This window comes from Paraburkholderia fynbosensis (assembly GCF_902859935.1).
GTDB classification, from domain to species: domain Bacteria; phylum Pseudomonadota; class Gammaproteobacteria; order Burkholderiales; family Burkholderiaceae; genus Paraburkholderia; species Paraburkholderia fynbosensis.
This window is the reverse complement of record NZ_CADIKI010000019.1, coordinates 144,895-166,520: the sequence shown is the minus strand read 5'-3', so window position 1 is coordinate 166,520 and position 21,626 is coordinate 144,895. Positions and strand designations below refer to the sequence as shown.

At 63.8% G+C, this 21,626-nt stretch carries 22 protein-coding genes; 15 read left to right on the top strand and 7 right to left on the bottom strand.

What is annotated here, in order from left to right:
• Positions 1-216, top strand: a 216-nt coding sequence (locus HV770_RS38255; RefSeq protein ID WP_217468652.1) for a hypothetical protein, incomplete at its 5' end; no start/stop codon positions are given.
• On the opposite strand, the gene HV770_RS27865 is transcribed toward HV770_RS38255, so the two are convergent.
• Complete coding sequence (locus HV770_RS27865) at positions 203-979, bottom strand: enoyl-CoA hydratase (protein WP_175164773.1); 777 nt, start codon at positions 977-979, stop codon at positions 203-205. The two genes, HV770_RS38255 and HV770_RS27865, sit on opposite strands and share 14 nt — an antisense overlap.
• Positions 980-1,113: 134 nt before the next feature.
• On the opposite strand from HV770_RS27865, the gene paaN reads away from it, so the two are divergent.
• The 5 genes from paaN to paaK all read left to right on the top strand — a co-directional run bounded on the left by paaN (position 1,114) and on the right by paaK (position 6,953).
• Positions 1,114-2,814, top strand: coding sequence for a phenylacetic acid degradation protein PaaN (paaN, locus tag HV770_RS27860; RefSeq protein ID WP_175164772.1), 1,701 nt, complete (start codon positions 1,114-1,116; stop codon positions 2,812-2,814).
• Positions 2,815-2,959: 145 nt separating this feature from the next.
• Positions 2,960-4,162, top strand: coding sequence for a 3-oxoadipyl-CoA thiolase (gene pcaF, locus HV770_RS27855; RefSeq protein WP_175164771.1), 1,203 nt, complete (start codon positions 2,960-2,962; stop codon positions 4,160-4,162).
• A gap of 50 nt (positions 4,163-4,212) precedes the next feature.
• Positions 4,213-5,004, top strand: a complete 792-nt coding sequence (gene paaG, locus HV770_RS27850) for a 2-(1,2-epoxy-1,2-dihydrophenyl)acetyl-CoA isomerase PaaG (protein ID WP_175164770.1) — start codon at positions 4,213-4,215, stop codon at positions 5,002-5,004.
• 1 nt (position 5,005) lies between these two features.
• Complete coding sequence (gene paaI, locus HV770_RS27845; protein WP_175164769.1) at positions 5,006-5,467, top strand: hydroxyphenylacetyl-CoA thioesterase PaaI; 462 nt, start codon at positions 5,006-5,008, stop codon at positions 5,465-5,467.
• Between the two features lie 181 nt (positions 5,468-5,648).
• A complete protein-coding gene (gene paaK / locus HV770_RS27840; RefSeq protein ID WP_175164768.1) occupies positions 5,649-6,953 on the top strand; it encodes a phenylacetate--CoA ligase PaaK in 1,305 nt (434 codons plus the stop codon).
• Positions 6,954-7,148: 195 nt separating this feature from the next.
• Here the strand turns inward: paaK and mltA are convergent, their stop codons facing one another.
• Positions 7,149-8,273, bottom strand: coding sequence for a murein transglycosylase A (gene mltA, locus HV770_RS27835; protein WP_246291217.1), 1,125 nt, complete (start codon positions 8,271-8,273; stop codon positions 7,149-7,151).
• Positions 8,274-8,301: 28 nt separating this feature from the next.
• Between mltA and HV770_RS27830 the strand changes: the two genes are divergently transcribed.
• Complete coding sequence (locus tag HV770_RS27830) at positions 8,302-8,463, top strand: hypothetical protein (RefSeq protein ID WP_168662161.1); 162 nt, start codon at positions 8,302-8,304, stop codon at positions 8,461-8,463.
• Positions 8,464-8,535: 72 nt separating this feature from the next.
• Here HV770_RS27830 and apaG read toward each other — a convergent pair whose 3' ends face one another.
• Positions 8,536-8,910, bottom strand: coding sequence for a Co2+/Mg2+ efflux protein ApaG (gene apaG / locus HV770_RS27825; RefSeq protein WP_094778239.1), 375 nt, complete (start codon positions 8,908-8,910; stop codon positions 8,536-8,538).
• Between the two features lie 280 nt (positions 8,911-9,190).
• On the opposite strand from apaG, the gene rpe reads away from it, so the two are divergent.
• The 8 genes from rpe (at position 9,191) to HV770_RS27785 (ending at position 16,512) form a co-directional block, all read left to right on the top strand.
• Positions 9,191-9,874 (top strand): ribulose-phosphate 3-epimerase, encoded by a 684-nt coding sequence (rpe, locus tag HV770_RS27820; RefSeq protein WP_175164766.1) that lies wholly within the window; start codon positions 9,191-9,193, stop codon positions 9,872-9,874.
• Positions 9,875-9,901: 27 nt separating this feature from the next.
• Positions 9,902-10,618 (top strand): phosphoglycolate phosphatase, encoded by a 717-nt coding sequence (locus HV770_RS27815; RefSeq protein WP_175164765.1) that lies wholly within the window; start codon positions 9,902-9,904, stop codon positions 10,616-10,618.
• A gap of 370 nt (positions 10,619-10,988) precedes the next feature.
• Positions 10,989-12,482, top strand: a complete 1,494-nt coding sequence (gene trpE / locus HV770_RS27810) for an anthranilate synthase component I (RefSeq protein ID WP_175164764.1) — start codon at positions 10,989-10,991, stop codon at positions 12,480-12,482.
• 13 nt (positions 12,483-12,495) lie between these two features.
• Positions 12,496-13,083, top strand: coding sequence for an aminodeoxychorismate/anthranilate synthase component II (locus HV770_RS27805; RefSeq protein ID WP_175164763.1), 588 nt, complete (start codon positions 12,496-12,498; stop codon positions 13,081-13,083).
• A gap of 17 nt (positions 13,084-13,100) precedes the next feature.
• Positions 13,101-14,132, top strand: coding sequence for an anthranilate phosphoribosyltransferase (trpD, locus tag HV770_RS27800; RefSeq protein ID WP_121319094.1), 1,032 nt, complete (start codon positions 13,101-13,103; stop codon positions 14,130-14,132).
• A 30-nt stretch (positions 14,133-14,162) separates the two neighbouring features.
• Positions 14,163-14,948: an indole-3-glycerol phosphate synthase TrpC gene (gene trpC / locus HV770_RS27795; protein WP_175164762.1), complete on the top strand. Its 786-nt coding sequence runs from the start codon at positions 14,163-14,165 to the stop codon at positions 14,946-14,948.
• Positions 14,949-14,980: 32 nt separating this feature from the next.
• A complete protein-coding gene (locus HV770_RS27790) occupies positions 14,981-15,607 on the top strand; it encodes a CYTH domain-containing protein (protein WP_175164761.1) in 627 nt (208 codons plus the stop codon).
• A gap of 74 nt (positions 15,608-15,681) precedes the next feature.
• Positions 15,682-16,512, top strand: a complete 831-nt coding sequence (locus HV770_RS27785; RefSeq protein ID WP_121315799.1) for a uracil-DNA glycosylase — start codon at positions 15,682-15,684, stop codon at positions 16,510-16,512.
• Positions 16,513-16,633: 121 nt separating this feature from the next.
• Here the strand turns inward: HV770_RS27785 and HV770_RS27780 are convergent, their stop codons facing one another.
• The 4 genes from HV770_RS27780 to HV770_RS27765 form a co-directional block, all read right to left on the bottom strand.
• Complete coding sequence (locus tag HV770_RS27780; RefSeq protein WP_175164760.1) at positions 16,634-17,230, bottom strand: FMN-dependent NADH-azoreductase; 597 nt, start codon at positions 17,228-17,230, stop codon at positions 16,634-16,636.
• Positions 17,231-17,384: 154 nt separating this feature from the next.
• Positions 17,385-19,175, bottom strand: a complete 1,791-nt coding sequence (locus tag HV770_RS27775; RefSeq protein WP_175164759.1) for a M61 family metallopeptidase — start codon at positions 19,173-19,175, stop codon at positions 17,385-17,387.
• A gap of 158 nt (positions 19,176-19,333) precedes the next feature.
• Entirely contained in the window at positions 19,334-20,059 is a 726-nt protein-coding gene (locus HV770_RS27770) for a DsbC family protein (protein WP_175164758.1), read from the bottom strand.
• Between the two features lie 118 nt (positions 20,060-20,177).
• A complete protein-coding gene (locus tag HV770_RS27765) occupies positions 20,178-21,350 on the bottom strand; it encodes a UbiH/UbiF family hydroxylase (RefSeq protein WP_175164757.1) in 1,173 nt (390 codons plus the stop codon).
• Between the last annotated feature and the right edge of the window lie 276 nt (positions 21,351-21,626).

Genomic DNA, 21,626 nt, shown 5'->3' with positions numbered 1-21,626 from the left:
ATCAGCAGCAGAGAAACGAGATTATGGAGAACTTTCGCAGCAGCGTCAACAGGTTTTTATCACTTGCCCAACCTGCCCACCGCGCTGGAAGCCTTGCCACTGCTGGCTTTCGCGCTTCTCCGTGCCCCGGCATCCGGAGCACGAAAGAGCGGAATTCTAGCGAGCCCCAGGAGGACTTGCAAGCGTTATTTTGACAAGCGTATTAACGATGCTTGAAAACCGGTTTGCGCTTCTCCACAAACGCCGCCATGCCCTCTTTCTGGTCTTCGGTGGCGAAGAGCGAATGGAACAGCCGGCGCTCGAAATGCACGCCTTCTGCGAGCGTCGTCTCATATGCGCGGTTGACCGACTCCTTCACCATCATCACCGCCGGAAGCGGGAATTCCGCGATGGTCGCGGCCGCGGCTATCGACTCGTCAAGCAGGGAGGCGGCCGGAACAACACGCGAAACCAATCCGGCGCGCTCACCCTCAGCCGCATCCATGAAACGGGCGGTCAGACAGAGATCCATCGCCTTCGCTTTCGACACGGCGCGCGGCAATCGCTGCGTGCCACCGGCCCCCGGCATGATGCCGAGCTTGATTTCCGGCTGACCAAACTTCGCGGTATCGGCGGCAAAAATGATGTCGCACATCATCGCCAGCTCGCAGCCGCCGCCAAGAGCGAACCCTGCTACCGCGGCAATGATCGGTTTGCGCACCGAGCGAACCGTTTCCCAGTTGCGGGTGATGTAGTCGCCCTTGTAGACATCCATATAGGTGTAGGTCGACATCATGCCGATGTCGGCGCCGGCGGCAAACGCCTTCTCACTCCCCGTCACCACAATCGCACCGATCGCGTCGTCGGCATCGAACTCGCGCAGCGCGACCCCCAACTCGTCCATCAATGCGTCGTTCAAAGCGTTCAACGCCTTCGGACGATTCAACGTGATCAGACCAACCCGCCCCCGCGTCTCAACCAAAATGTTCTCGTAAGCCATGCCGCCTCCTAATGGTTAATCACACGCGAAAACGCTTCGCGCGGCTCTCTTAATGATGCTACCATTCACCAACCAACCGGTCGGTCAATTATTAGACAGGCTTTTCCCCAACGCACAGCCAAGCCCCCTCTGCCATGACACATCCGCTATTCACCAAGCACGAAGACACGCTGCAAAAGGCTCTCACCGCGGTTGAAACGCGCGGCTACTGGAGCCCGTTCGTCGAAATGCCCAGTCCGAAAGTGTACGGGGAAACAGCCAACGCGGACGGCGAAGCCGCTTTCAAGGCGCTGCTCAATACGACGTTCGAACTGGATCAACCGTCAACGGGAGAAACGGTCGGCGCCGAAGTTTCGCCGTTCGGCTTCCCGCTCGGCGTGCGCTATCCGAAAGCGGACCCTGACGCACTGATCGAAGCCGCCGCCGCCGCGCAGCGTGACTGGCGCGCGGCAGGCCCGCAGGCGTGGATCGGCGTGAGCCTCGAAATCCTCGCGCGCGTGAATCGTGCCAGCTTCGAAATTGGCTACAGCGTGATGCACACGACCGGCCAGGCGTTCATGATGGCTTTTCAGGCCGGCGGCCCGCACGCACAAGACCGTGCGCTCGAAGCAGTCGTGTATGCATGGGACCAGTTGCGTCGCATCCCCGTCGACGCGCATTGGGAAAAACCGCAAGGCAAGAATCCGCCTCTCGCAATGCACAAGCGCTATACCGTCGTGCCACGCGGCACCGGCCTTGTACTCGGCTGCTGCACGTTCCCGACATGGAACGGCTATCCAGGCCTCTTCGCCGATCTCGCCACCGGCAACACGGTCATCGTCAAGCCGCACCCGGGCGCGATTCTGCCGCTTGCGCTGACCGTGCGAATCGCGCGCGACGTTCTGCGCGAAGCAGGCTTCGATCCGAACGTCGTCACCTTGCTGGCCACCGAGCCGAACGACGGCGCACTCGTCCAAGAGCTGGCCTTGCGCCCGGAAATCAAGCTCATCGACTTCACCGGTAGCACCGAGAACGGCACGTGGCTCGAGCGCCACGCGCACCAGGCGCAGGTTTACACCGAGAAAGCCGGCGTCAACCAGATCGTGATCGACTCCGTCGACGACATCAAAGCGGCCGCCCGCAACATCGCATTCTCCCTAGCGCTGTACTCGGGCCAGATGTGTACCGCTCCGCAGAATATCTACGTGCCGCGCACCGGCATCCGCACCGCCGACGGCTCGCTGAGTTTCGACGACGTCGCCCAAGCCATTGCCAGCTCGGTACAAAAGCTCGTCGCCGACCCGTCCCGTGCGGTCGAACTGCTCGGCGCGATTCAGAACGAAGGCGTTACCCAGCGCATCGGTGAAGCCTCAAAATTCGGCCGCGTTCTGGTTGAGAGTCAGGCGCTCGAGCATCCGGCGTTTGCAAACGCCCGCGTGCGCACGCCGCTCGTGCTGCAACTGGACGCCGCCACCGAACACGCGCAGTTCACCAAAGAGTGGTTCGGCCCGATCTCGTTCGTTATCGCGACAGACTCGACCGCGCAGTCGCTCGAACTCGCTGGCGCGATCGCCGCCGAGCATGGCGCGCTGACACTGTCGGTCTACAGCACCGACCCGGCCGTGCTCGACGATGCCCACGAGGCGTCGATTCGCGGCGGCGTAGCACTGTCGATCAATCTGACGGGCGGGGTATTCGTCAACCAGTCCGCCGCCTTCTCCGACTTCCACGGCACGGGGGCGAACCCCGCAGCCAATGCCGCGCTGGCCGATGCAGCATTTGTCGCCAACCGCTTCCGCGTCGTTCAAAGCCGCGTTCATGTTGAACCGAAAGCGGCGCCGGCGGTAGCTGGCTGAATGGCATAAGAGCCCGAGACAGCGGCATAAGAAAAAGCACGGCCCCTTTCCTATGCCGTTTGGCCGAATGGACCGGGTCGTGCGCCCCAACTAACATGACACATCGGATCGGCATTGAGCGCCGCTCCGTCCAGCGGAAACTCCAATGAACGACGCCTTCATCTGCGATGCGATTCGCACACCCATCGGCCGCTACGGCGGCGTCCTGAAAGATGTCCGTGCCGACGATCTCGGCGCCGTGCCAATCAGGGCGCTGATCGAGCGCAATCCCGGCGTCGACTGGCGCGCCCTCGACGACGTTATTTACGGCTGCGCGAATCAGGCCGGTGAAGACAATCGCAACATCGCTCGCATGTCGGCATTGCTGGCGGGTCTGCCTACGGACGCGCCGGGCGCCACCGTCAACCGCCTGTGCGGCTCCGGCATGGATGCGGTCGGCACCGCCGCGCGCGCGATCAAGGCAGGCGAAGCGCGCCTGATGATTGCCGGCGGCGTCGAAAGCATGACGCGCGCGCCGTTCGTGATGGGCAAAGCCACGAGCGCGTTCTCACGCCAAGCCGACATTCACGACACGACCATCGGGTGGCGTTTCGTCAATCCGCTGATGAAGCGCCAGTACGGTGTCGACTCGATGCCCGAGACCGCGGAAAACGTCGCCGTGGAATTCGCCGTGAGCCGTGCGGATCAGGACGCGTTCGCGCTCGCGAGCCAGCAAAAAGCAGCCCGCGCGCAACGTGATGGCACGCTGGCCGAGGAAATCGTCGGTGTCGATGTCGCGCAGAAGAAGGGGAACCCCGTGCGCGTCATGCTCGACGAGCATCCGCGGGAAACGTCGCTCGAAACTCTGGGCAAGCTCAAGGGCGTGGTCCGGCCGGACGGCAGTGTGACGGCCGGCAACGCGTCCGGCGTGAACGACGGCGCCTGCGCACTGTTGCTCGCTAACCAGCATGCAGCCGACCAGTACGGCCTGCGCCGTCGCGCACGCGTGGTGGGCATGGCAACCGCAGGCGTCGAGCCGCGCATCATGGGTATCGGGCCGGCGCCTGCGACGCAAAAGCTGCTTAGGCAACTCGGCATGACGCTCGAACAATTCGACGTGATCGAGTTGAACGAAGCATTCGCGTCGCAAGGGTTGGCCGTGCTGCGCACGCTCGGTCTGCGCGACGACGACCCGCGCGTCAATCCGAATGGCGGTGCCATTGCGCTCGGCCATCCGCTGGGCGCCTCCGGCGCGCGTCTGATCACGACCGCCCTGTATCAACTGGAACGGATCAACGGCCGCTTTGCGCTGTGCACGATGTGCATCGGCGTGGGCCAAGGCATTGCGCTGGCCATCGAACGGCTTTAAGAGCAACGCCGTAGTGACTGTCAGCTAAAGAGACTTTGAGGAGACACCCAATGTCATATGAAGCGATTCGCCTGGATCTCGACACATCGAGTCACGTCGCTACCATCACGCTGAACCGCCCTGACAAGCTCAACAGCTTCACGCGCGCCATGCATCGGGAATTGAGCGACGCGCTCGACCAGGTTGAAAAATCGGGCGCGCGCGCACTCGTGCTCACAGGAGCGGGGCGCGGCTTCTGCGCCGGCCAGGATCTCGCCGACCTCGATTTCACGCCCGGCGCAATGACGGATCTCGGCGATCTGATCGACGAGCATTTCAACCCGCTGATCCGTCGTCTGCAAGCGCTGCCGTTGCCGGTCATCGCCGCGGTCAACGGCACGGCTGCCGGCGCCGGCGCGAATCTCGCGCTGGCCTGCGACCTCGTGCTCGCGGCGCGCTCCGCGAGCTTCATTCAGGCTTTCGTGAAGATCGGCCTCGTGCCGGACTCGGGCGGCACCTGGCTGCTGCCGCAGCGCGTCGGCATGGCGCGCGCGCTGGGGCTTGCGATCACCGGCGACAAACTCGGCGCGGAAAAAGCCGAAAGCTGGGGCATGATCTGGCAGACGCACGAGGACGCGGAACTCGCCGCCGCTGCGGCCAAACTCGCGGCTCAACTCGCGCAGCAACCCACGCGCGCCATCGCCGCAATCAAGCAAGCAATGCGCGCGGGCGCGACGCAAACCCTCGACCAGCAACTCGATCTCGAGCGCGATCTGCAACGTGCGCTCGGTGCATCCCATGATTACGCAGAAGGTGTGCAAGCCTTCGTTGAAAAACGCGCACCACGCTTCGAGGGCCGCTGATATGTCCACTCAAACCAGTCACGCCAAACAGATGATGCCGGACGAACTCGCCCGCGCAACCGCCGCCGCGATGTACGAGAACGATGCTTGCAGCCGCGCGCTCGGGCTCGAAATCCTGGAAGTGCGTCCAGGCTATGCGCGCCTGCGCATGGCTGTGCGCGACGACTTTCTGAACGGCCACCAGATTTGCCACGGCGGCCTGATCTTCACGCTCGCTGATTCGACGTTCGCGTTCGCCTGCAACACGTACAACATCAACACGGTCGCGGCCGGTTGTTCGATCGAGTTCCTGAAAGCGGTGCACGGCGGCGACGTGCTGACGGCGGAAGCGGTCGAGCAGACACTGAGCGGCCGCACCGGCATCTACGATATTCGCGTCACCAATCGCGCCGACGAAACCGTCGCCATGTTTCGCGGCAAATCGGCGCAAATCAAAGGCAACCTGATTCCCACGGGCGATTGAAAGGCCAGCGCGCGGCGAACCCCACGGTAAAGCCGCGGCCAACGCCGCAGTGGTGCCGCGGCAAACGTGCGACGCAGCGTCGGAGCATCGACGCCATCCAAAATAACAGCCGGTCCCCGGTTTTTTGCGCACAAGCGCACCGTACATAGACTCAGGCATTGAGGCAGCAAGGAGACATTCAATGACGACCGCCCTTCCGCTCGATCCGATCGAGACCGCCAGCCGCGACGAACTTGCCGCGCTTCAACTTGAACGACTCAAATGGTCGCTGAATCATGCGTATGAGAATTCGCCGGTCTATCGGCGCAAATTCGACGAAGCCGGCGTGCACCCGAGCGAAGTCAAGACGCTGGCGGATCTGGCGCGCTTTCCGTTCACCACCAAGAAAGACCTGCGCGACAGCTACCCGTTCGGGATGTTCGCCGTCCCGCAGGAGCAGGTTTCGCGCATTCACGCGTCGTCCGGCACGACCGGCAAGCCGACCGTCGTCGGCTACACCGCGCGCGACATCGACACGTGGGCCAATCTCGTCGCGCGTTCGATTCGCGCCGCCGGCGCGAAGCGCGGCGACAAGGTTCACGTGAGCTACGGGTACGGCCTGTTCACCGGCGGCCTCGGCGCGCACTACGGTGCTGAGCGCGCGGGCCTCACCGTGATTCCGTTCGGCGGCGGCCAGACCGAGAAGCAGGTGCAACTGATCCAGGACTTCCGCCCGGACATCATCATGGTGACGCCGAGCTACATGCTCTCGATCGCCGACGAACTCGAACGTCAAGGCATCGACCCGGCCACTTGCTCGCTGCGCCTCGGCATCTTCGGCGCGGAGCCGTGGACCAACGACATGCGTCAGGCGATCGAAAAGCGCATGGGCATCGATGCCGTCGACATCTACGGCCTGTCCGAGGTGATGGGCCCGGGCGTCGCATCGGAGTGCGTGGAAACGAAGGACGGCCCGACCATCTGGGAAGATCATTTCTATCCCGAGGTCATCGATCCCGAAACCGGCGAGGTGCTGCCGGACGGCGAACTCGGCGAACTGGTGTTCACTTCGCTGACCAAGGAAGCATTGCCTATCATCCGTTACCGCACGCGCGACCTCACGCGTCTGCTGCCGGGCAGCGCCCGCACGATGCGCCGAATGGAAAAGATCACCGGCCGCTCGGACGACATGATGATCGTGCGCGGTGTGAACGTATTCCCGACGCAAATCGAAGAACTGCTGCTCAAGCAGCACGCGCTCGCGCCGCATTATCAGATCGTGCTGACCAGGGAAGGCCCGCTCGACGTGTTGACGCTGAACGTCGAACCGTGCCCGGAAACCGCGCCGGATACGGCAGCGCTGAACACAGCCAAACAGGCGCTCGCCTATGACATCAAGGCGCTGATCGGCGTGAGCGCGGTGGTAAACGTGCTGGCGGTAAACGGCATCGAGCGATCGGTTGGCAAGGCGCGGCGCGTGGTGGACAAGCGCAAGCAAGGGCTTTAAGTCGCCCCTACAAAAAAAAGGTGTCACGTCCCGAATCCCAACCGGGTGTGACGCCTTTTTCAATAATTCAGCGTAGCTCTCCCGCATGCGGGAATCATGTCGAACGCTCGTGCTGCGGCATACGGTGTGCGAAGCCAAAGCAGGCGTCGGCTGCTCCGTTATCGGAAAACCGCAGCCACACCGACCACCCAACCCTCACGAATTCGGCAGCAACAACCACATCCGGCCGCCCTGCTTCATTTTGCCGGCGAGATCGCCGGCGTCGTCGCCGAGGCCCCAGAAGTAGTCGGCGCGCACGCCGCCCTTGATCGCGGAGCCCGTGTCCTGCGCGAACACGAGGCGATTCATCGGCGAGTTCGTCAACGGACGCGTGGTCTGCAGAAACACCGGCGTGCCAAGTGGGATCGACGTCGGATCGACCGCGATCGACCGCTCCGGCGTCAACGGCACGCCGAGCGCGCCAACTGGACCGTCCGCGCCGCCGCTCGGCGCGCTTTCACCGGACGGCATCTCACGGAAGAAGACAAAGCGCGGATTCGTGTCCAGCAGCCCATCCACGCGCGTCGGGTTCGCGCGCGCCCATGCCTTGATGCCCTGCATGGTCGCCTGTGCCGGCGTGAGTTCGCCGCGATCCAACAGCCACCGCCCAATCGACTTGTACGGCTGATTGTTGGTGCCGCCAAAGCCGACGCGCATCACGCTGCCGTCTTCCATCACGATCCGCCCGGACCCCTGCACCTGCAGGAAGAACGCTTCGATCGGATCGTCGACCCACACGAGTTCATTGCCGTTGAGCACGCCCGAGCGCTCGAGCTGCGCACGCGCCGGCAGCGCCGAGCCCGCACGATAGGTGGCGGGCCAGCGATACAGCGCCGTCTGATACACGCCGTGCCGCGTGCGCGAGCCACGCAGCAAGGGCTCGTAGTAACCGGTGACGAGCCCGTCGAGCGTGCCGTCGTTATTGGCCAGCTGGAACGGCGTGAAATAAGCCTCGAAAAAAGCCCGCGCGCTGGTGACGTCGAGATCGTCGATTTGCAAAGCCGCGGCACAGGCACGCGACCAGTTCGGTTGGCGCGCGAGCCTCACGCAGTTCTGTCGTAACGCAGCCGTCGCACCGATCAGCGAATCGTCCTGCCAGCCCGGCACCTGCCGCCAGGCGACTGCCGTGAGGCGCGTCGCGGCAATCTGTCCGGGTATGATCGCGGCACCCGTGGGCGGCGCAACCGACGGCCGGACCGCCCCGCCGCCGCCGCAGGACGCCAGCAGCACCGCAACCGAAAGCGCGCCGAGCCATGCTCCGGCCGTGCGGACAAAACGCATACAATGTTCGTTCTTGATGGAAACCGCCATGTCTGATCTGTTCGACGAATACCCGATGCTCATCTTCGCGCTGGAAGCGCTCCTCGCGCTCTTCCTGCTCGTCTTCATCGTCGTATGGACATCATCCGGCAGGAAGAAAGCCACGCGCGCAACCCGAAGCGAACAACCGAAGCAGCAAAAACCGCAGTAACGCTATGCGATAAACCGCGCGCCGAAGCGCTGCGCAGTTGAACATTTAATGACCGCGGGGCCGCCCCCCGGTTCAATGCAACGTGCGCGGCATGCGCAGAATAAACTCCGGTACCGGCGCGTCGAAACGCTCGCCGTCCTCCGCCACGCAGAAGTAATCGCCCCGCATGGTGCCGACCGGCGTGGCAATGACCGCCCAACTCGTGTATTCGAAATGCTCGCCCGGTTTGAGCAGCGGCTGATGGCCGACCACTCCCAAGCCCTTCACTTCCTGCACCGTATTGTCGCTATCGGTGATCACCCAATGACGCGCAATCAACTGGGCGGGCACCTGGCCGGTATTACGGATAGTCAGCGTGTATGCGAATGCATACTGGCGGCGCTCCGGGTCCGACTCTTCAGGCAGATATTGCACCTGCGCCGAGACGCTGAATTCGTACTGGCTCATCCTGATTCCGGTCTGATGAAACGGGCTGTGAAAAATCGCGGGAAACCCCGAACGCCAATGGTTTGCGGTGCATCGGCGAAGCGATATGCATGGATTGGCATTCTGCTTGATGCGCGGCATGCCCGCAACCGGACATATCTTTTGGCCAAGGACCGTTAAGGCTCGCAGCACTGTCGCCGCCGCCGCGGTGAACTCCGCGCGACCTCAAACCGCCCGCGCGCCGGTTCGGAGCGCCACAAAACGGTAAAATAGCGCTTTCCCGCTTGCACCCGGTCCCGCCATGACGCAATTTCGCATCGCCCCCAGCATTCTGTCCGCCGATTTCGCCCGTCTCGGCGAGGAAGTCCGCAACGTCGTCGCCGCCGGCGCCGACTGGATTCACTTCGACGTGATGGATAACCACTACGTGCCGAACCTGACCATCGGCCCGCTCGTGTGCGAAGCGATCCGCCCGCACGTCGACGTGCCAATCGACGTGCATCTGATGGTGCGCCCCGTCGACCGCATCGTGCCGGACTTCGCCAAGGCCGGCGCAAACCTGATCAGCTTCCATCCGGAAGGCTCGGACCATATCGACCGGACGCTTTCGCTGATCCGCGACCACGGCTGCAAGGCCGGCCTGGTGTTCAACCCGGCCACCTCGCTGAGCTATCTGGATCACGTGATGGACAAGCTCGACCTCGTGCTGATCATGTCGGTGAACCCGGGCTTCGGCGGCCAGTCGTTCATTCCCGAAGCGCTCAACAAGCTGCGCGAAGCCCGCAAGCGCATCGACGCGTATCAGGAACGGACCGGCCGCGAGATTCATCTGGAAGTGGACGGCGGCGTGAAGGTCGACAACATCGCGGAAATCGCGGCAGCGGGTGCGGACACATTCGTGGCCGGTTCGGCGATCTTCGGCCAGCCCGATCACAAGGTCGTGATCGACAGGATGCGCGCCGCGCTCGCGCATGTTCAGCACTAAGGTTCAGCACCACAACCCGCACGCCCTATGACAGCTCCGCTCCCCGCCCCGACCTTCAGCAGCCGGCGCCTGCAAGCCGCGATCATCGACCTCGACGGCACGATGATCGACACTGCCGACGACTTCACCGCCGGCCTGAACGGCATGCTCGCGCAACTCGACGCGCTGGAAACCTCGCGCGAGGAAGTGGTCGGCTATGTCGGCAAGGGTTCGGAGCATCTGATCCGCAGCGTGCTCGCGCCGCGCTTCGAAGCGGACCATGCGCAGGATCGCTTCGACGAAGCCCTCGCGATCTACCAGGCGGAATACGCGAAGATCAACGGCCTCCACACGCGGCTTTATCCCGATGTCGAAGCCGGGCTGATCGCGATGCGTGATGCCGGCGTGAAGCTCGCTTGCGTGACCAACAAGCCGCACCGGTTCGCAGTCGAGTTGCTGCAACAGTACGGGCTCGCACAGTATTTCAGCGTCGTGCTCGGCGGCGACAGCCTCGCGAAAAAGAAGCCGGACCCGCTGCCGATGCTCACTGCCGCGGCGCAACTGGGCGTGCAACCGCAGGCCACCGTGGCGATCGGCGATTCCGAAAACGACGCGCTGGCGGGCCGCGCAGCCGGCATGGCGACGCTCACCGTGCCGTACGGCTACAACCACGGCCAAGCTATACAAACAATAAAATCCGATGGTATAGTTGCCTCGCTGCTCGACGCCGCCAAGGCGATCGCAGCGCACCATTCCACGACTTGAAAAGTCCTTCATCCTCATGTTTCTGAATAAAAAACGGAGTCTGATTAGCATCGACCGGGGAGCCTGGCCCTGGCGTCGCTGGTCGCGCTAACCTCGCCTGAGGTACGCTGAAGCTCGTCTTCGGCAACCGTTTTTTACTTCGCTGCGCTCACGCGTTTTTTCCATCATCTAGTTTCGCTGCATCGGTTGATTCGGCCTGCGTGTACCCGCAAAGTACAGCTGTGCGCTGAAATCCGTTGCTCGCGTCGATGGGAAACTCGCGCCGCTCGGTATCATCGCGTCGCAATGTCGACGCACGTTCCGACCGGCCGCGCAACGCCCCGCTTTGCCCGACGCACGCTGCCGCCGGACCACCGTACAGGATCGGAACATGACCGAACTCGAATTCCAGTCCCTCGCCAACGAGGGCTTCAACCGCATTCCGCTGATCGCCGAAGCGCTCGCCGACCTCGAAACGCCGCTCTCGCTTTATCTGAAGCTCGCGCAGACCGAACGCAACGGCGCCAACTCGTTCCTGCTGGAATCGGTGGTGGGCGGCGAACGTTTCGGCCGCTATTCGTTCATCGGACTGCCGGCGCGCACGCTGCTGCGCACCCGCAACGGCGTGTCGGAAGTGGTGCGCGACGGCAAGGTCGTCGAAACGCACGAGGGCGATCCGCTCGAGTTCATCCAGCAATTCCAGGCCCGCTTCAAAGTGGCGCAACGTCCCGGCCTGCCGCGTTTCGCGGGCGGCCTCGCCGGCTATTTCGGCTACGACGCGGTGCGCTACATCGAGAAAAAGCTCGCGCACAGCGCGCCGAAAGACGATCTGAATCTGCCCGACATCCAGTTGCTGCTCACCGAAGAAGTCGCGGTAATCGACAATCTCGCGGGCAAGCTTTATCTGGTGGTGTACGCCGATTCGACGCAGCCCGAGGCGTACACGAAGGCTAAACACCGTTTGCGCGAACTGCGCCAGCGTTTGCGTACGACCGTGCAGCCCCCTGTCACCTCGGCCAGCGTGCGCACCGAGACCTACCGTGAATTCGCGAAGGACGACTATCTGAACGCCGTGCGCAAGGCGAAGGAATACATCGCCGCCGGCGAACTGATGCAGGTGCAGGTCGGCCAGCGTCTGACCAAGCCGTACCGCGACAATCCGCTGTCGCTGTATCGCGCGCTGCGCTCGCTGAATCCGTCGCCTTACATGTACTACTACAACTTCGGCGAGTTTCATGTGGTCGGCGCATCGCCGGAAATTCTGGTGCGTCAGGAAAAGCGCGGCGAGGATCGCATCGTCACGATTCGCCCGCTCGCCGGCACGCGTCCGCGCGGCAATACGCCGGAACGCGACGCGGAACTCGCGACCGAACTGCTGAACGACCCGAAGGAAGTCGCCGAACACGTGATGCTGATCGACCTCGCGCGCAACGACGTGGGCCGCATCGCGCAGATCGGCTCGGTGATCGTGACCGACAAGATGGTGATTGAAAAGTACTCGCACGTGCAGCACATCGTGAGTTCGGTCGAAGGCAAGCTGAAGCCCGGCACGACCAATTTCGACGTGCTGCGCGCCACCTTCCCGGCCGGCACGCTGTCGGGTGCGCCGAAGGTACGCGCGATGGAACTGATCGACGAACTGGAGCCCGTGAAGCGCGGCCTGTATGGCGGTGCGGTCGGCTATCTGTCGTTCACCGGTGAGATGGATCTCGCCATCACGATCCGCACCGGCGTGATCGCGAACGGCAATCTGTATGTGCAGGCGGCCGCGGGCGTGGTCGCGGATTCGGTGCCGGAATCCGAATGGCAAGAGACCGAGAACAAGGCGCGCGCCGTGCTGCGTGCTGCCGAACAGGTTCAAGACGGCCTCGATAGCGACTTCTGACCGGAGACACACCATGCTGCTCATGATCGACAACTACGACTCGTTCACCTACAACCTGGTGCAGTACTTCGGCGAACTCGGCGAAGACGTGCGCACCTATCGGAACGACGAAATCACGCTGGACGACATCGCGAAGCTCAATCCCGAGCGCATCTGCCTGTCGCCCGGCCCCAGCAATCCGCAACATGCCGGCATCACTCTCGACGTGCTGCGCGAATTCGCCGGCAAGACGCCGATTCTCGGCGTGTGCCTCGGCCATCAGGCAATCGGCGAGGCGTTCGGCGGCCGTGTAGTGCGCGCGCAAACCATCATGCACGGCAAGGTCAGCACGATCGAAACCGACTGCAAAGGCGTGTTCGCCGATCTGCCGAAGCATTTCGTCGTGACCCGCTACCATTCGCTCGCGATCGAACGCGAATCGCTGCCCGAGTGCCTCGAAGTCTCGGCCTGGACCGAAGACGGCGAGATCATGGGAGTGCGTCACAAGGAACTGGCCGTCGAAGGCGTGCAGTTCCATCCGGAATCGATCCTGTCCGAGCACGGCCACGCGCTGCTCGAGAACTTCGTGAAGCAGTCGAAAACCGCCCACCGCACCGCTTGATGAAGAGAGACGAGATCATGTCGATTACGCCCCAGGAAGCGCTGCAACGGACCATCGAGCACCGCGAGATTTTCCACGACGAGATGCTGCATCTGATGCGCCTCATCATGCGCGGCGAGCTCTCTCCCGTGATGGCGGCCGCGATCATCACCGGCTTGCGCGTCAAGAAAGAGACCATCGGCGAAATCACCGCCGCCGCCACGGTGATGCGTGAATTCGCCCGTCACGTCGACGTGCAGGACAACTCGAATTTCGTCGATATCGTCGGCACCGGCGGCGACGGCGCGCACACCTTCAACATTTCCACCGCCACCATGTTCGTGTCGGCCGCGGCCGGCGCGAAGGTCGCGAAGCACGGCAATCGCGGCGTGTCGAGCAAGTCGGGCAGCGCGGACGTGCTCGAAGCGCTCGGCGTGAATATCGATCTGCAACCGGACCAGGTGGCGGCGTCGATTGCGCAAACCGGCATGGGCTTCATGTTCGCGCCGAACCATCATCCGGCGATGAAGAACATCGCCGCCGTGCGCCGCGAACTCGGCGTGCGAACCATCTTCAACATTCTCGGCCCGCTGACCAATCCGGCCGGCGCGCCGAACCAGTTGATGGGGGTGTTCCATGCGGACCTCGTCGGCATTCAGGTGCGCGTGATGCAGCGCCTCGGCGCAAAGCATGTGCTGGTCGTGTACGGAATGGACGGCATGGACGAAGTGTCGCTCGGCGCGGCCACGCAAGTCGGTGAGTTGCGCGACGGCGAAGTCCGCGAGTACGAGATTCATCCGGAAGACTTCGGCATGCAGATGGTGTCGAACCGCACGCTGAAAGTGGCGGACGCGAGCGAATCTAAAGCGATGCTGCTCGAGGCGCTCGACAACAAGCCTGGCGTCGCGCGCGAAATCGTCACGCTGAACGCGGGCACGGCGCTGTATTCGGCGAACGTGGCGGCGTCGATCGCGGATGGCATTCAACTGGCCCGTGAAGCGATCGCGAGCGGCAAGGCCCGCGCGAAGGTCGACGAGCTGATTCGCTTCACCCAGCAATTCAAGCAGTGATCAGGTAGCAATCAACGTAGCGAGACACTTATGAGCGACATCCTCGACCGCATCATCGCGGTCAAACGCGAAGAAGTCCGCGCGGCCGAACAGAGCGCGCCGCTGGAAGAGTTGCGCCTCGAAGCGTCGTCGCGCGATATCCGCGATTTCGTCGGCGCATTGCGCGCCAAGCACGCGGCGGGGCTGGCCGCGGTGATTTCCGAGGTGAAGAAAGCGAGCCCGTCCAAGGGCGTGCTGCGCGAGCACTTCAATCCTGCCCAAATCGCACGTTCGTATGAGAAGCACGGCGCGGCCTGTCTATCCGTGCTCACCGACGTGCAGTTCTTCCAGGGCAGCGTCGCGTATCTGCAGCAGGCGCGCGCTGCGTGCCAGTTGCCGGTGCTGCGCAAGGACTTTATCGTCGATCCGTACCAGATCGTCGAAGCGCGCGCGATGGGCGCCGACGCGATCCTGCTGATCGCCGCCGCGCTCGACACCGCGCAGATGCAGGACCTCGAAGCGCTCGCGCATTCGCTGGGCCTCGCGGTGCTGGTCGAAGTGCACGACAGCAACGAGCTCAAGGAAGCGTTGACGCTGAAGACGCCGCTGATCGGCATCAACAACCGCAACCTGCGCACTTTCGAAACGTCGATCGACACAACCATCGGCATGCTCGATGCGATTCCGGATGACCGCATCGTGGTCACCGAATCGGGCATTCTGGCGCGTGCCGATGTCGAGCGCCTGCGCGCGATGGACGTACACACGTTCCTCGTCGGCGAGGCTTTCATGCGCGCAGACGAGCCGGGCGTGGAGCTTGCACGGATGTTTTTCTAGACGCCGCGACGGTACACGCAAGGAAACGCATCATGGGCATGGAACGCGAAATCAAGCTGGCGCTGCCGGCCGGGCAGGTGCCGGCGGCGCAACAGTGGTTCGTCGCGCGCACCGGTCGGGAAGGCAGCCCGGTCAAACTGGTGAACATTTACTTCGATACGCCGCAGCTTGGGTTGGCGAGCTCGAAGAGCGCGCTGCGTCTGCGTCAAACGCCGGAAGGCTGGCTGCAAACCTTTAAGACGGTGGGCAATGCGAAGGAGGGTTTGCACAGCCGGCACGAATGGGAAATGCCGGTGGCGGGCGCGAAGCTGGAGATCGACGCTTTGCTGCATGTCTGTGATGAACCCGCTGCGGCGGATGCGTTACGCCAGGCGGCGTCCACCTTGATCGAACTGTTCCGCACGAACTTCACGCGTACGCTGTGGCACGTCGTATTGGACGGTGCGGAAATCGAAGCGGCGATCGACCAGGGCGACGTGCTCGCGCAAGTCGACGGCGAGAACCGCCGTGCGCCCATCTCGGAAGTTGAGCTTGAGCTGAAATCCGGCGACGAAGCTGCGCTGCACGCACTCGCGGCGGAACTCGGCAAGCAGATAAGCGGACTCGCGCCCGACAACGTCAGCAAGGCGCAGCGCGGGTATCAGTTGCGGGCGGGTTGAACAGACGGGCTGGGCGGCCGCGTGGCGCCTCGGCACCTTGAGCCGAAGCCCGTTTGCTGCGACACTCCCCCGCCATGACCTCCGCTTCCCGAACCCGCTCCAATCCGTCGCAGGCTTCCCTGTTCGGCGACGCCGCATCCACATCGGCCAGTGACATGACCACGCAATCGCCGACCGACTTCGCCCCACCGACGCTCGAAGCCCAATTCGCCGCCCTGCCCCCGGCATGGCGCACACATCTGAAGCCGTTCATCGACAGCGACGCGTACGCGCCGCTGTGCCGTTTCGTCGATGGTGAGCGCGCCGCCGGCAAAACCGTCTATCCCACCGACGTGTTCCGCGCCTTGCGCCTGACGAGCCCCGACGAAGTCAAAGTGGTGATCCTCGGCCAGGACCCGTATCACGGCGAGGATCGCGGCACGCCGCAAGCACACGGGCTCGCCTTTTCCGTCGCGCCGAACGTGCGCACGCCGCCGTCGCTGCGCAATATCTTCAAGGAAATCGCCGCGAGTCTCGGCCACGAAACGCCTCGTCACGGTTGCCTCGACACCTGGGCCAGACAAGGCGTGCTGCTGCTGAACACGGTGCTGACCGTCGAACGCGACAGCGCGGCGAGCCACGCGAAACGCGGCTGGGAAAAATGCACCGACACGCTCATCCACGAACTGGCGATGCGCCACGACGGCCTCGTGTTCATGCTCTGGGGCGCGCATGCGCAAGCGAAGCGCGCGCTGCTCGGCGGCAAGTCGCATTACGTGCTGGAGGCGCCGCATCCGTCGCCGCTGTCGGCGCATCGCGGCTTTCTCGGCTGCGGCCACTTCGTGAAGGCCAACGAGTACCTCGTGAAGCAGGGCCGCGCACCAATCGACTGGCGTCTGCCCGACGAAGCGCAAATGCTGGCGTGACAAACGCAAGCAGCGCCGCAATAAGGAAACGCCACGGACTCGCGTCCGTGGCGTTTTTCATTTCCCTGCTATCCGCAGTTATTGGCGGCTTCGTAGCAACGTTATCGAAGCAGCAACAGGCTTACGCGGCAGCAATCGCTTCACGCGCGGCAGCCAGCGCGGCGGTGGCCGCGTCCGGGCCCATGTTCAGGCCTTCGGCGTAGATGAAGTTCACGTCGGTCATGCCGAGGAAGCCCAGGAAGCTCGTCAGATACGGCGTCTGGCTGTCGTTCGGCGTGCCCAGGTACTTGCCGCCGCGTGCCGACACGACATAGACCTTCTTGCCCTTCACGAGACCTTCCGGACCGTTCGCCGTGTACCGGAACGTGATGCCAGCGCGGGCGATGAAGTCGAAGTACGTCTTGAGTTGCGACGAGATCCCGAAGTTGTACATCGGCGCACCGATCACGACGATGTCGGCGGCTTGCAGTTCGGCGATCAACGCTTCGCTGCGTGCGGCAATCGCGGCTTGCTCGGCCGTGCGTTGCTCGGCCGGCGTGAAGAACGCGCCGAGGACGGCGTCGTCCAGGTGCGGCAGCGGTTCGGCTTGCAGGTTGCGGACGACGACTTGCGCGCCCGGATTCGACTGTTGCAGTTTTGCGGTCAGCTCGTTGACGAGGAGCGTCGAGTTCGCGCCTTGCGAGCGGGCTGCCGAGTTGATTTGCAGGATCGTGGCCATGGTTGACTCCAGTAGGGGCGCGCAATGTTGCGCGAGTGAAGGCATTGTGTTTTTTTACCGCCCCGGGAAAAAGCCATCCGGCAGCGAAGGATTGTTGCAGTGGTAGAACAATCCCGCGCCCTCGCCCGCCCATTAACGCCGCAAAGGCTGACGATCAGCTGCCCAGCCACCGTTCGCGCGCCTTGCGCGCGGCGGGCCGCCGGTCGCTGACGGCGAGCTTGTAGCGCACCACCTCCGGCCCGTCCAGCTTGACTTGCGTGGTGCGCAGCTCGTCGCGACGGAACGCATGGATTTCGACCTTCGCACCCGGCTGATAACGCGCGAGCAACCCGTCAAGATTCGAACCGGTGACGCGCAGGCCGTCGAGCGCGATCAACACGTCACCGGCCGAGAGTCCCGCTTTTTGCGCCGCGCTGCCTTCGTGGACTGCCGCCAGCGTGCAATCCGCGCCGCCGCGCAGACGCGTGCCGAGCGAAGGCTTGCCGTTTTTGTCCAGTTCAGGCGCGAGCGCGACGCCGAACGGCTCGAGCAACGGGCCGAGCGGCAGATCGCGCGTGCCATGCACGGCTTCGGCGAACAGTTCGCCCAGTTCCGCTCCGGTCGCTTCCGCGAATATCCCTTCGATCTCGCTTTCGTCGACGCCGACCGGCTTGCCGCGGTAGAAGTCGCGGCCAAAACGCTGCCACAGCAGACGCATCACGTCGTCGAGCGATTTGCGGTCGCCGGTCTGCGCGCGAATCGTCAGATCGAACGCGAGCGCGACGAGCGAGCCCTTGGTGTAATAGCTGACGATCGCGTTCGGCGCGTTCTCGTCCTGCCGGTAGTACTTGACCCACGCGTCGAACGAGCTTTCGGCGACAGTCTGCTTGAGTCGTCCGCTGCCGCGCTGCACGCCGCCGATCACCTTGCCGAGCATGCCGAAATAGTCGTCCTGCGAGATCAGGCCGCCGCGCACGAGGATCAGATCGTCGTAGTAAGACGTGAAGCCCTCGAACAGCCACAGCAGCGACGTATAGTTTTCGACGCTCAGGTCATAAGGCGCGAACACGGCCGGCTTGATGCGCTTGACGTTCCATGTGTGGAAATATTCGTGGCTGCACAGGCCGAGGTAGGTTCGGTAGCCTTCGCTCATCGCTTCGCGGCCTTGCACGGGCAGATCGCCGCGATTGCAGATCAGCGCCGTGGAGGCGCGGTGTTCGAGGCCGCCGTAGCCGTCGGTGACGGCTTGCGTCATGAACACATAGCGGTCGACCGGCGCTTTCTTTGTCTTCGGTTCGAACAATGCGATCTGCGCTTCGCAGATGCGCTTCAGGTCGGCGCCCAAGCGCGCCATGTCCAGCCCAATCACACGCCCCGCAATCACGATGTCGTGCGGCACGCCATGCGCGTCGAAAGTCGCCAGCGCGAATTCGCCGAGCGTGACCGGATGATCGATCAGCTCGTCGTAGTTCTGCGCCCGATACTCGCCGAAGCCATAGCGTTTCGTGCCGCGCGCTTCCGGCAGTGCGGTCGCGACCCGCCAGTTGCGATATGCCGCGCCGTGCGGCTTCTGAATGTCGACCACGCACTGCGCTTCCTCGTGACCGAGCGGCAACAAGAACACACTGGTGCCGTTGAAAAAGCCCGTCGTGTCGTCGAGATGCGCCGCGCGCACCGACAGGTCCCACGCGTACACCTCGTAGCGCAGCGTCAGCGCGCCTTTGACCGGCGCGGCCTGCCACGTGTGCTTGTCGGTCTTTTCCACCCGCACCTTGCGGCCCGCGCCGTTGCTGGCGCGCAGCGTGACGATGTTGCGCGCGAACTCGCGCACCATGTAGCTGCCCGGAATCCACACCGGCAGCATGAAACGCTGGCCGGCGGGGTCGGGATCGGCGACGGTCACGGTGACTTCGAACAGATGGGCGGCGGGTTGCTTCGGAACGATGGTGTAGCGGATCGGCTTCATCGGCGGCGATTAGGAGGTGGGGAACGAAAAGTTGATCGAGGCGTCGATCGAGGCGCCGGATCTATGCGTGAGACTCGACACGTCGGCATTGCTTCGGCAGGCCCGATGCGAAAGGAGGCGCCCTGTGCGCCTCCTTGCTCCTGCATGTGCCGCGTGGTTCAGTGCGCGGCGGCCATTTCGCGGTCCAGCCGGTCGGCAGGCACGGCGCCCGGCAGGCGGCGGCCATCGGCGAGGAACACCGTGGGCGTGCCCTCGACGTTCATCGCGTGGCCGAGCGTGAGGTTCTTGTCGATCGCGGCGGTGTCGCAGGTGCCGGCGGCGGTGGGCGCCTGGTGGTTCTGCATCCACGCTTCCCACGCTTTCGCGCGATCCGTCGAGCACCAGATCGACTTCGACTTGGCCGTCGAATCCGGAGACAGTACCGGGTACAGGAACGTATAGACCGTCACGTTGTCGAGCGACTTCAGCGACGTTTCGAGCTGCTTGCAGTACGGGCAGTTCGGATCGGAGAACACGGCGATCTTGCGTGCGCCATTGCCGCGCACGACCTTCACCGCGTTCGCGAACGGCAGGCTGGCGAAATCGATCCGGTTGGTGTCGGACAGACGCGCTTCCGTCAGATTCTTGCGGGTCTTCGCGTCGACCATATCGCCGAGCATCAGGTAATCGCCGTTCGCGTCGCTATAGACGATCTGGCTGCCGAGGTTCACTTCGTACAACCCTGCGATCGGCGACTTCGTGATGCTCTTGATCGTCACGTCGGCCAGACGCGTTTGCAGCGTGGCTTTGAGCTTGTCGGTCGTCTGATCGGCCTGTGCCGAGCAACCGATCGTGAAAGCGGCGATCGCGAGCGCGCCCGCTACCATGCGGAAGGTTTTTTTCATGCTGAATTCCTGTTTCGGTCGCGCGTGTCGCGCGTTGTGTCACGTGCCGGGGCGGACCGGCAGGCCGTCAATCCGTTCATGATACCTGTGTTGCCGGCCGTGGCCGCCAGCCACGCGTTTACCCAAGCGCGGCCGACACCAGCCAGCGCTTGATGAACGGCTGCGCCCCGACAAAAGCCATACCGCTGTTACGCAGTGCCTTCGCAAACGGCCCGGGTACGGAGAAAAGCTTCTGCAAGCCGTCCGTGGCGATCATCAGCGCGCGGATATCTTCGCGGCGGGCGCGCTCGTAGCGGCGCAGCAGCACCATGTCGCCGAGATCGCGGAACGATTCCTTGCCGGCGACCGTCTCGGCGAGCGCCGCGACGTCGCGCAAGCCGAGGTTCATGCCTTGTCCCGCCAGCGGATGAATCAGATGCGCGGCATCGCCGACGAGCGCGGCGCGCGACGCCACCAGCCGGTCCACCGTTTGCAGCGCGAGCGGGAAGCCCTGCGCGGGCGTCACGCATTCGAGCGCGCCGAACTGGCCGCCGCTCGCGCGCTCCACTTCGGCGGCGAGCTGCGCCGGATCGAGCGCGAGCAGCTGCTCGGCGTGCTCGGCGCGCGCCGACCAGACCAGCGACACATGGCCGTCCGGCATCGGCAGCAACGCGATGATTTCGCCGTCGCGGAACCACTGGTAGGCGGTTTCGCCGTGCGGCTTCTCAGCCTTGAAATTGGCGACCACGCCGGTTTGCCGGTAGTCGCGGCGGTTCATCTTCGAGCCGATCTGCGCGCGCACCCACGAATGCGCGCCGTCCGCGCCGACCACCAGATCGGCCTCGACGACATTGCCGTTTGCGAGACCGACGCTCGCGCTCTCGGCGGTGAAGTCCAGCGCCTGAGCGCGCGAGTCGATCCAGGTGAGATTCGGCTGGAAGCGCAGCGCCGCATCCAGGGCGCGTTCGATCACCGACGACTCGACGATCCACGCCAGTTGCGGCACCGATGCCTGAAATGCGGAGAAATGCAGCTCGGCATGAGCGTCGCCGTAGACCCGCATGTCGTAGACGGGCCCGAGCCGCGACAGATCGAGCGCCTGCCAGACCCGCAAGCGCTCGAGCAGCGCCTGCGAACTCGACGACAACGCGTAGACCCGCGAATCGAAAGCTGCGCCGGCGGGCAGTGCCGCACAAGCTTGCGCGAGCAGCGCCACGCGCAGGCCGCCTTGCGTGAGCGCGAGCGCCGCGGTCTTGCCGACGAGCCCGCCGCCGATCACGGCGGCATCAAAGGTCTGGTGGTGTGCGTTCATCCGCGCATTATAGCCGCGGGGGTTGCGGGGGACGGATCGGCGCGTGCAGCCATTGCGCCCGAAAAATCGGGCCTGGCGGACGCCTGAGAGCTAGTGCTGCGAATCCGATGCCATCGCCGCATTCGCTTCGCGCAGACGTATGAAGCGCGGGTCGGACTGGAGAATGCGCCATGCGCTCGCTTCGAGTTGCGCTTTGCGCTCGCGCTGGTCGCCCACGCACGGCGCAATCGGGGAATACTTGGTCGTACACGCGCCACAGTGATTCGAAGTCGTTTT

Bases quoted from the DNA above. Each gene is read 5' to 3' on its own strand.
- HV770_RS27865 (WP_175164773.1), bottom strand. From the start codon at position 979: ATGGCTTACGAGAACATTTTGGTTGAGACGCGGGGGCGGGTTGGTCTG.
- paaN (WP_175164772.1), top strand. From the start codon at position 1,114: ATGACACATCCGCTATTCACCAAGCACGAAGACACGCTGCAAAAGGCT.
- pcaF (WP_175164771.1), top strand. From the start codon at position 2,960: ATGAACGACGCCTTCATCTGCGATGCGATTCGCACACCCATCGGCCGC.
- paaG (WP_175164770.1), top strand. From the start codon at position 4,213: ATGTCATATGAAGCGATTCGCCTGGATCTCGACACATCGAGTCACGTC.
- paaI (WP_175164769.1), top strand. From the start codon at position 5,006: ATGTCCACTCAAACCAGTCACGCCAAACAGATGATGCCGGACGAACTC.
- paaK (WP_175164768.1), top strand. From the start codon at position 5,649: ATGACGACCGCCCTTCCGCTCGATCCGATCGAGACCGCCAGCCGCGAC.
- mltA (WP_246291217.1), bottom strand. From the start codon at position 8,273: ATGCGTTTTGTCCGCACGGCCGGAGCATGGCTCGGCGCGCTTTCGGTT.
- HV770_RS27830 (WP_168662161.1), top strand. From the start codon at position 8,302: ATGTCTGATCTGTTCGACGAATACCCGATGCTCATCTTCGCGCTGGAA.
- apaG (WP_094778239.1), bottom strand. From the start codon at position 8,910: ATGAGCCAGTACGAATTCAGCGTCTCGGCGCAGGTGCAATATCTGCCT.
- rpe (WP_175164766.1), top strand. From the start codon at position 9,191: ATGACGCAATTTCGCATCGCCCCCAGCATTCTGTCCGCCGATTTCGCC.
- HV770_RS27815 (WP_175164765.1), top strand. From the start codon at position 9,902: ATGACAGCTCCGCTCCCCGCCCCGACCTTCAGCAGCCGGCGCCTGCAA.
- trpE (WP_175164764.1), top strand. From the start codon at position 10,989: ATGACCGAACTCGAATTCCAGTCCCTCGCCAACGAGGGCTTCAACCGC.
- HV770_RS27805 (WP_175164763.1), top strand. From the start codon at position 12,496: ATGCTGCTCATGATCGACAACTACGACTCGTTCACCTACAACCTGGTG.
- trpD (WP_121319094.1), top strand. From the start codon at position 13,101: ATGTCGATTACGCCCCAGGAAGCGCTGCAACGGACCATCGAGCACCGC.
- trpC (WP_175164762.1), top strand. From the start codon at position 14,163: ATGAGCGACATCCTCGACCGCATCATCGCGGTCAAACGCGAAGAAGTC.
- HV770_RS27790 (WP_175164761.1), top strand. From the start codon at position 14,981: ATGGGCATGGAACGCGAAATCAAGCTGGCGCTGCCGGCCGGGCAGGTG.
- HV770_RS27785 (WP_121315799.1), top strand. From the start codon at position 15,682: ATGACCTCCGCTTCCCGAACCCGCTCCAATCCGTCGCAGGCTTCCCTG.
- HV770_RS27780 (WP_175164760.1), bottom strand. From the start codon at position 17,230: ATGGCCACGATCCTGCAAATCAACTCGGCAGCCCGCTCGCAAGGCGCG.
- HV770_RS27775 (WP_175164759.1), bottom strand. From the start codon at position 19,175: ATGAAGCCGATCCGCTACACCATCGTTCCGAAGCAACCCGCCGCCCAT.
- HV770_RS27770 (WP_175164758.1), bottom strand. From the start codon at position 20,059: ATGAAAAAAACCTTCCGCATGGTAGCGGGCGCGCTCGCGATCGCCGCT.
- HV770_RS27765 (WP_175164757.1), bottom strand. From the start codon at position 21,350: ATGAACGCACACCACCAGACCTTTGATGCCGCCGTGATCGGCGGCGGG.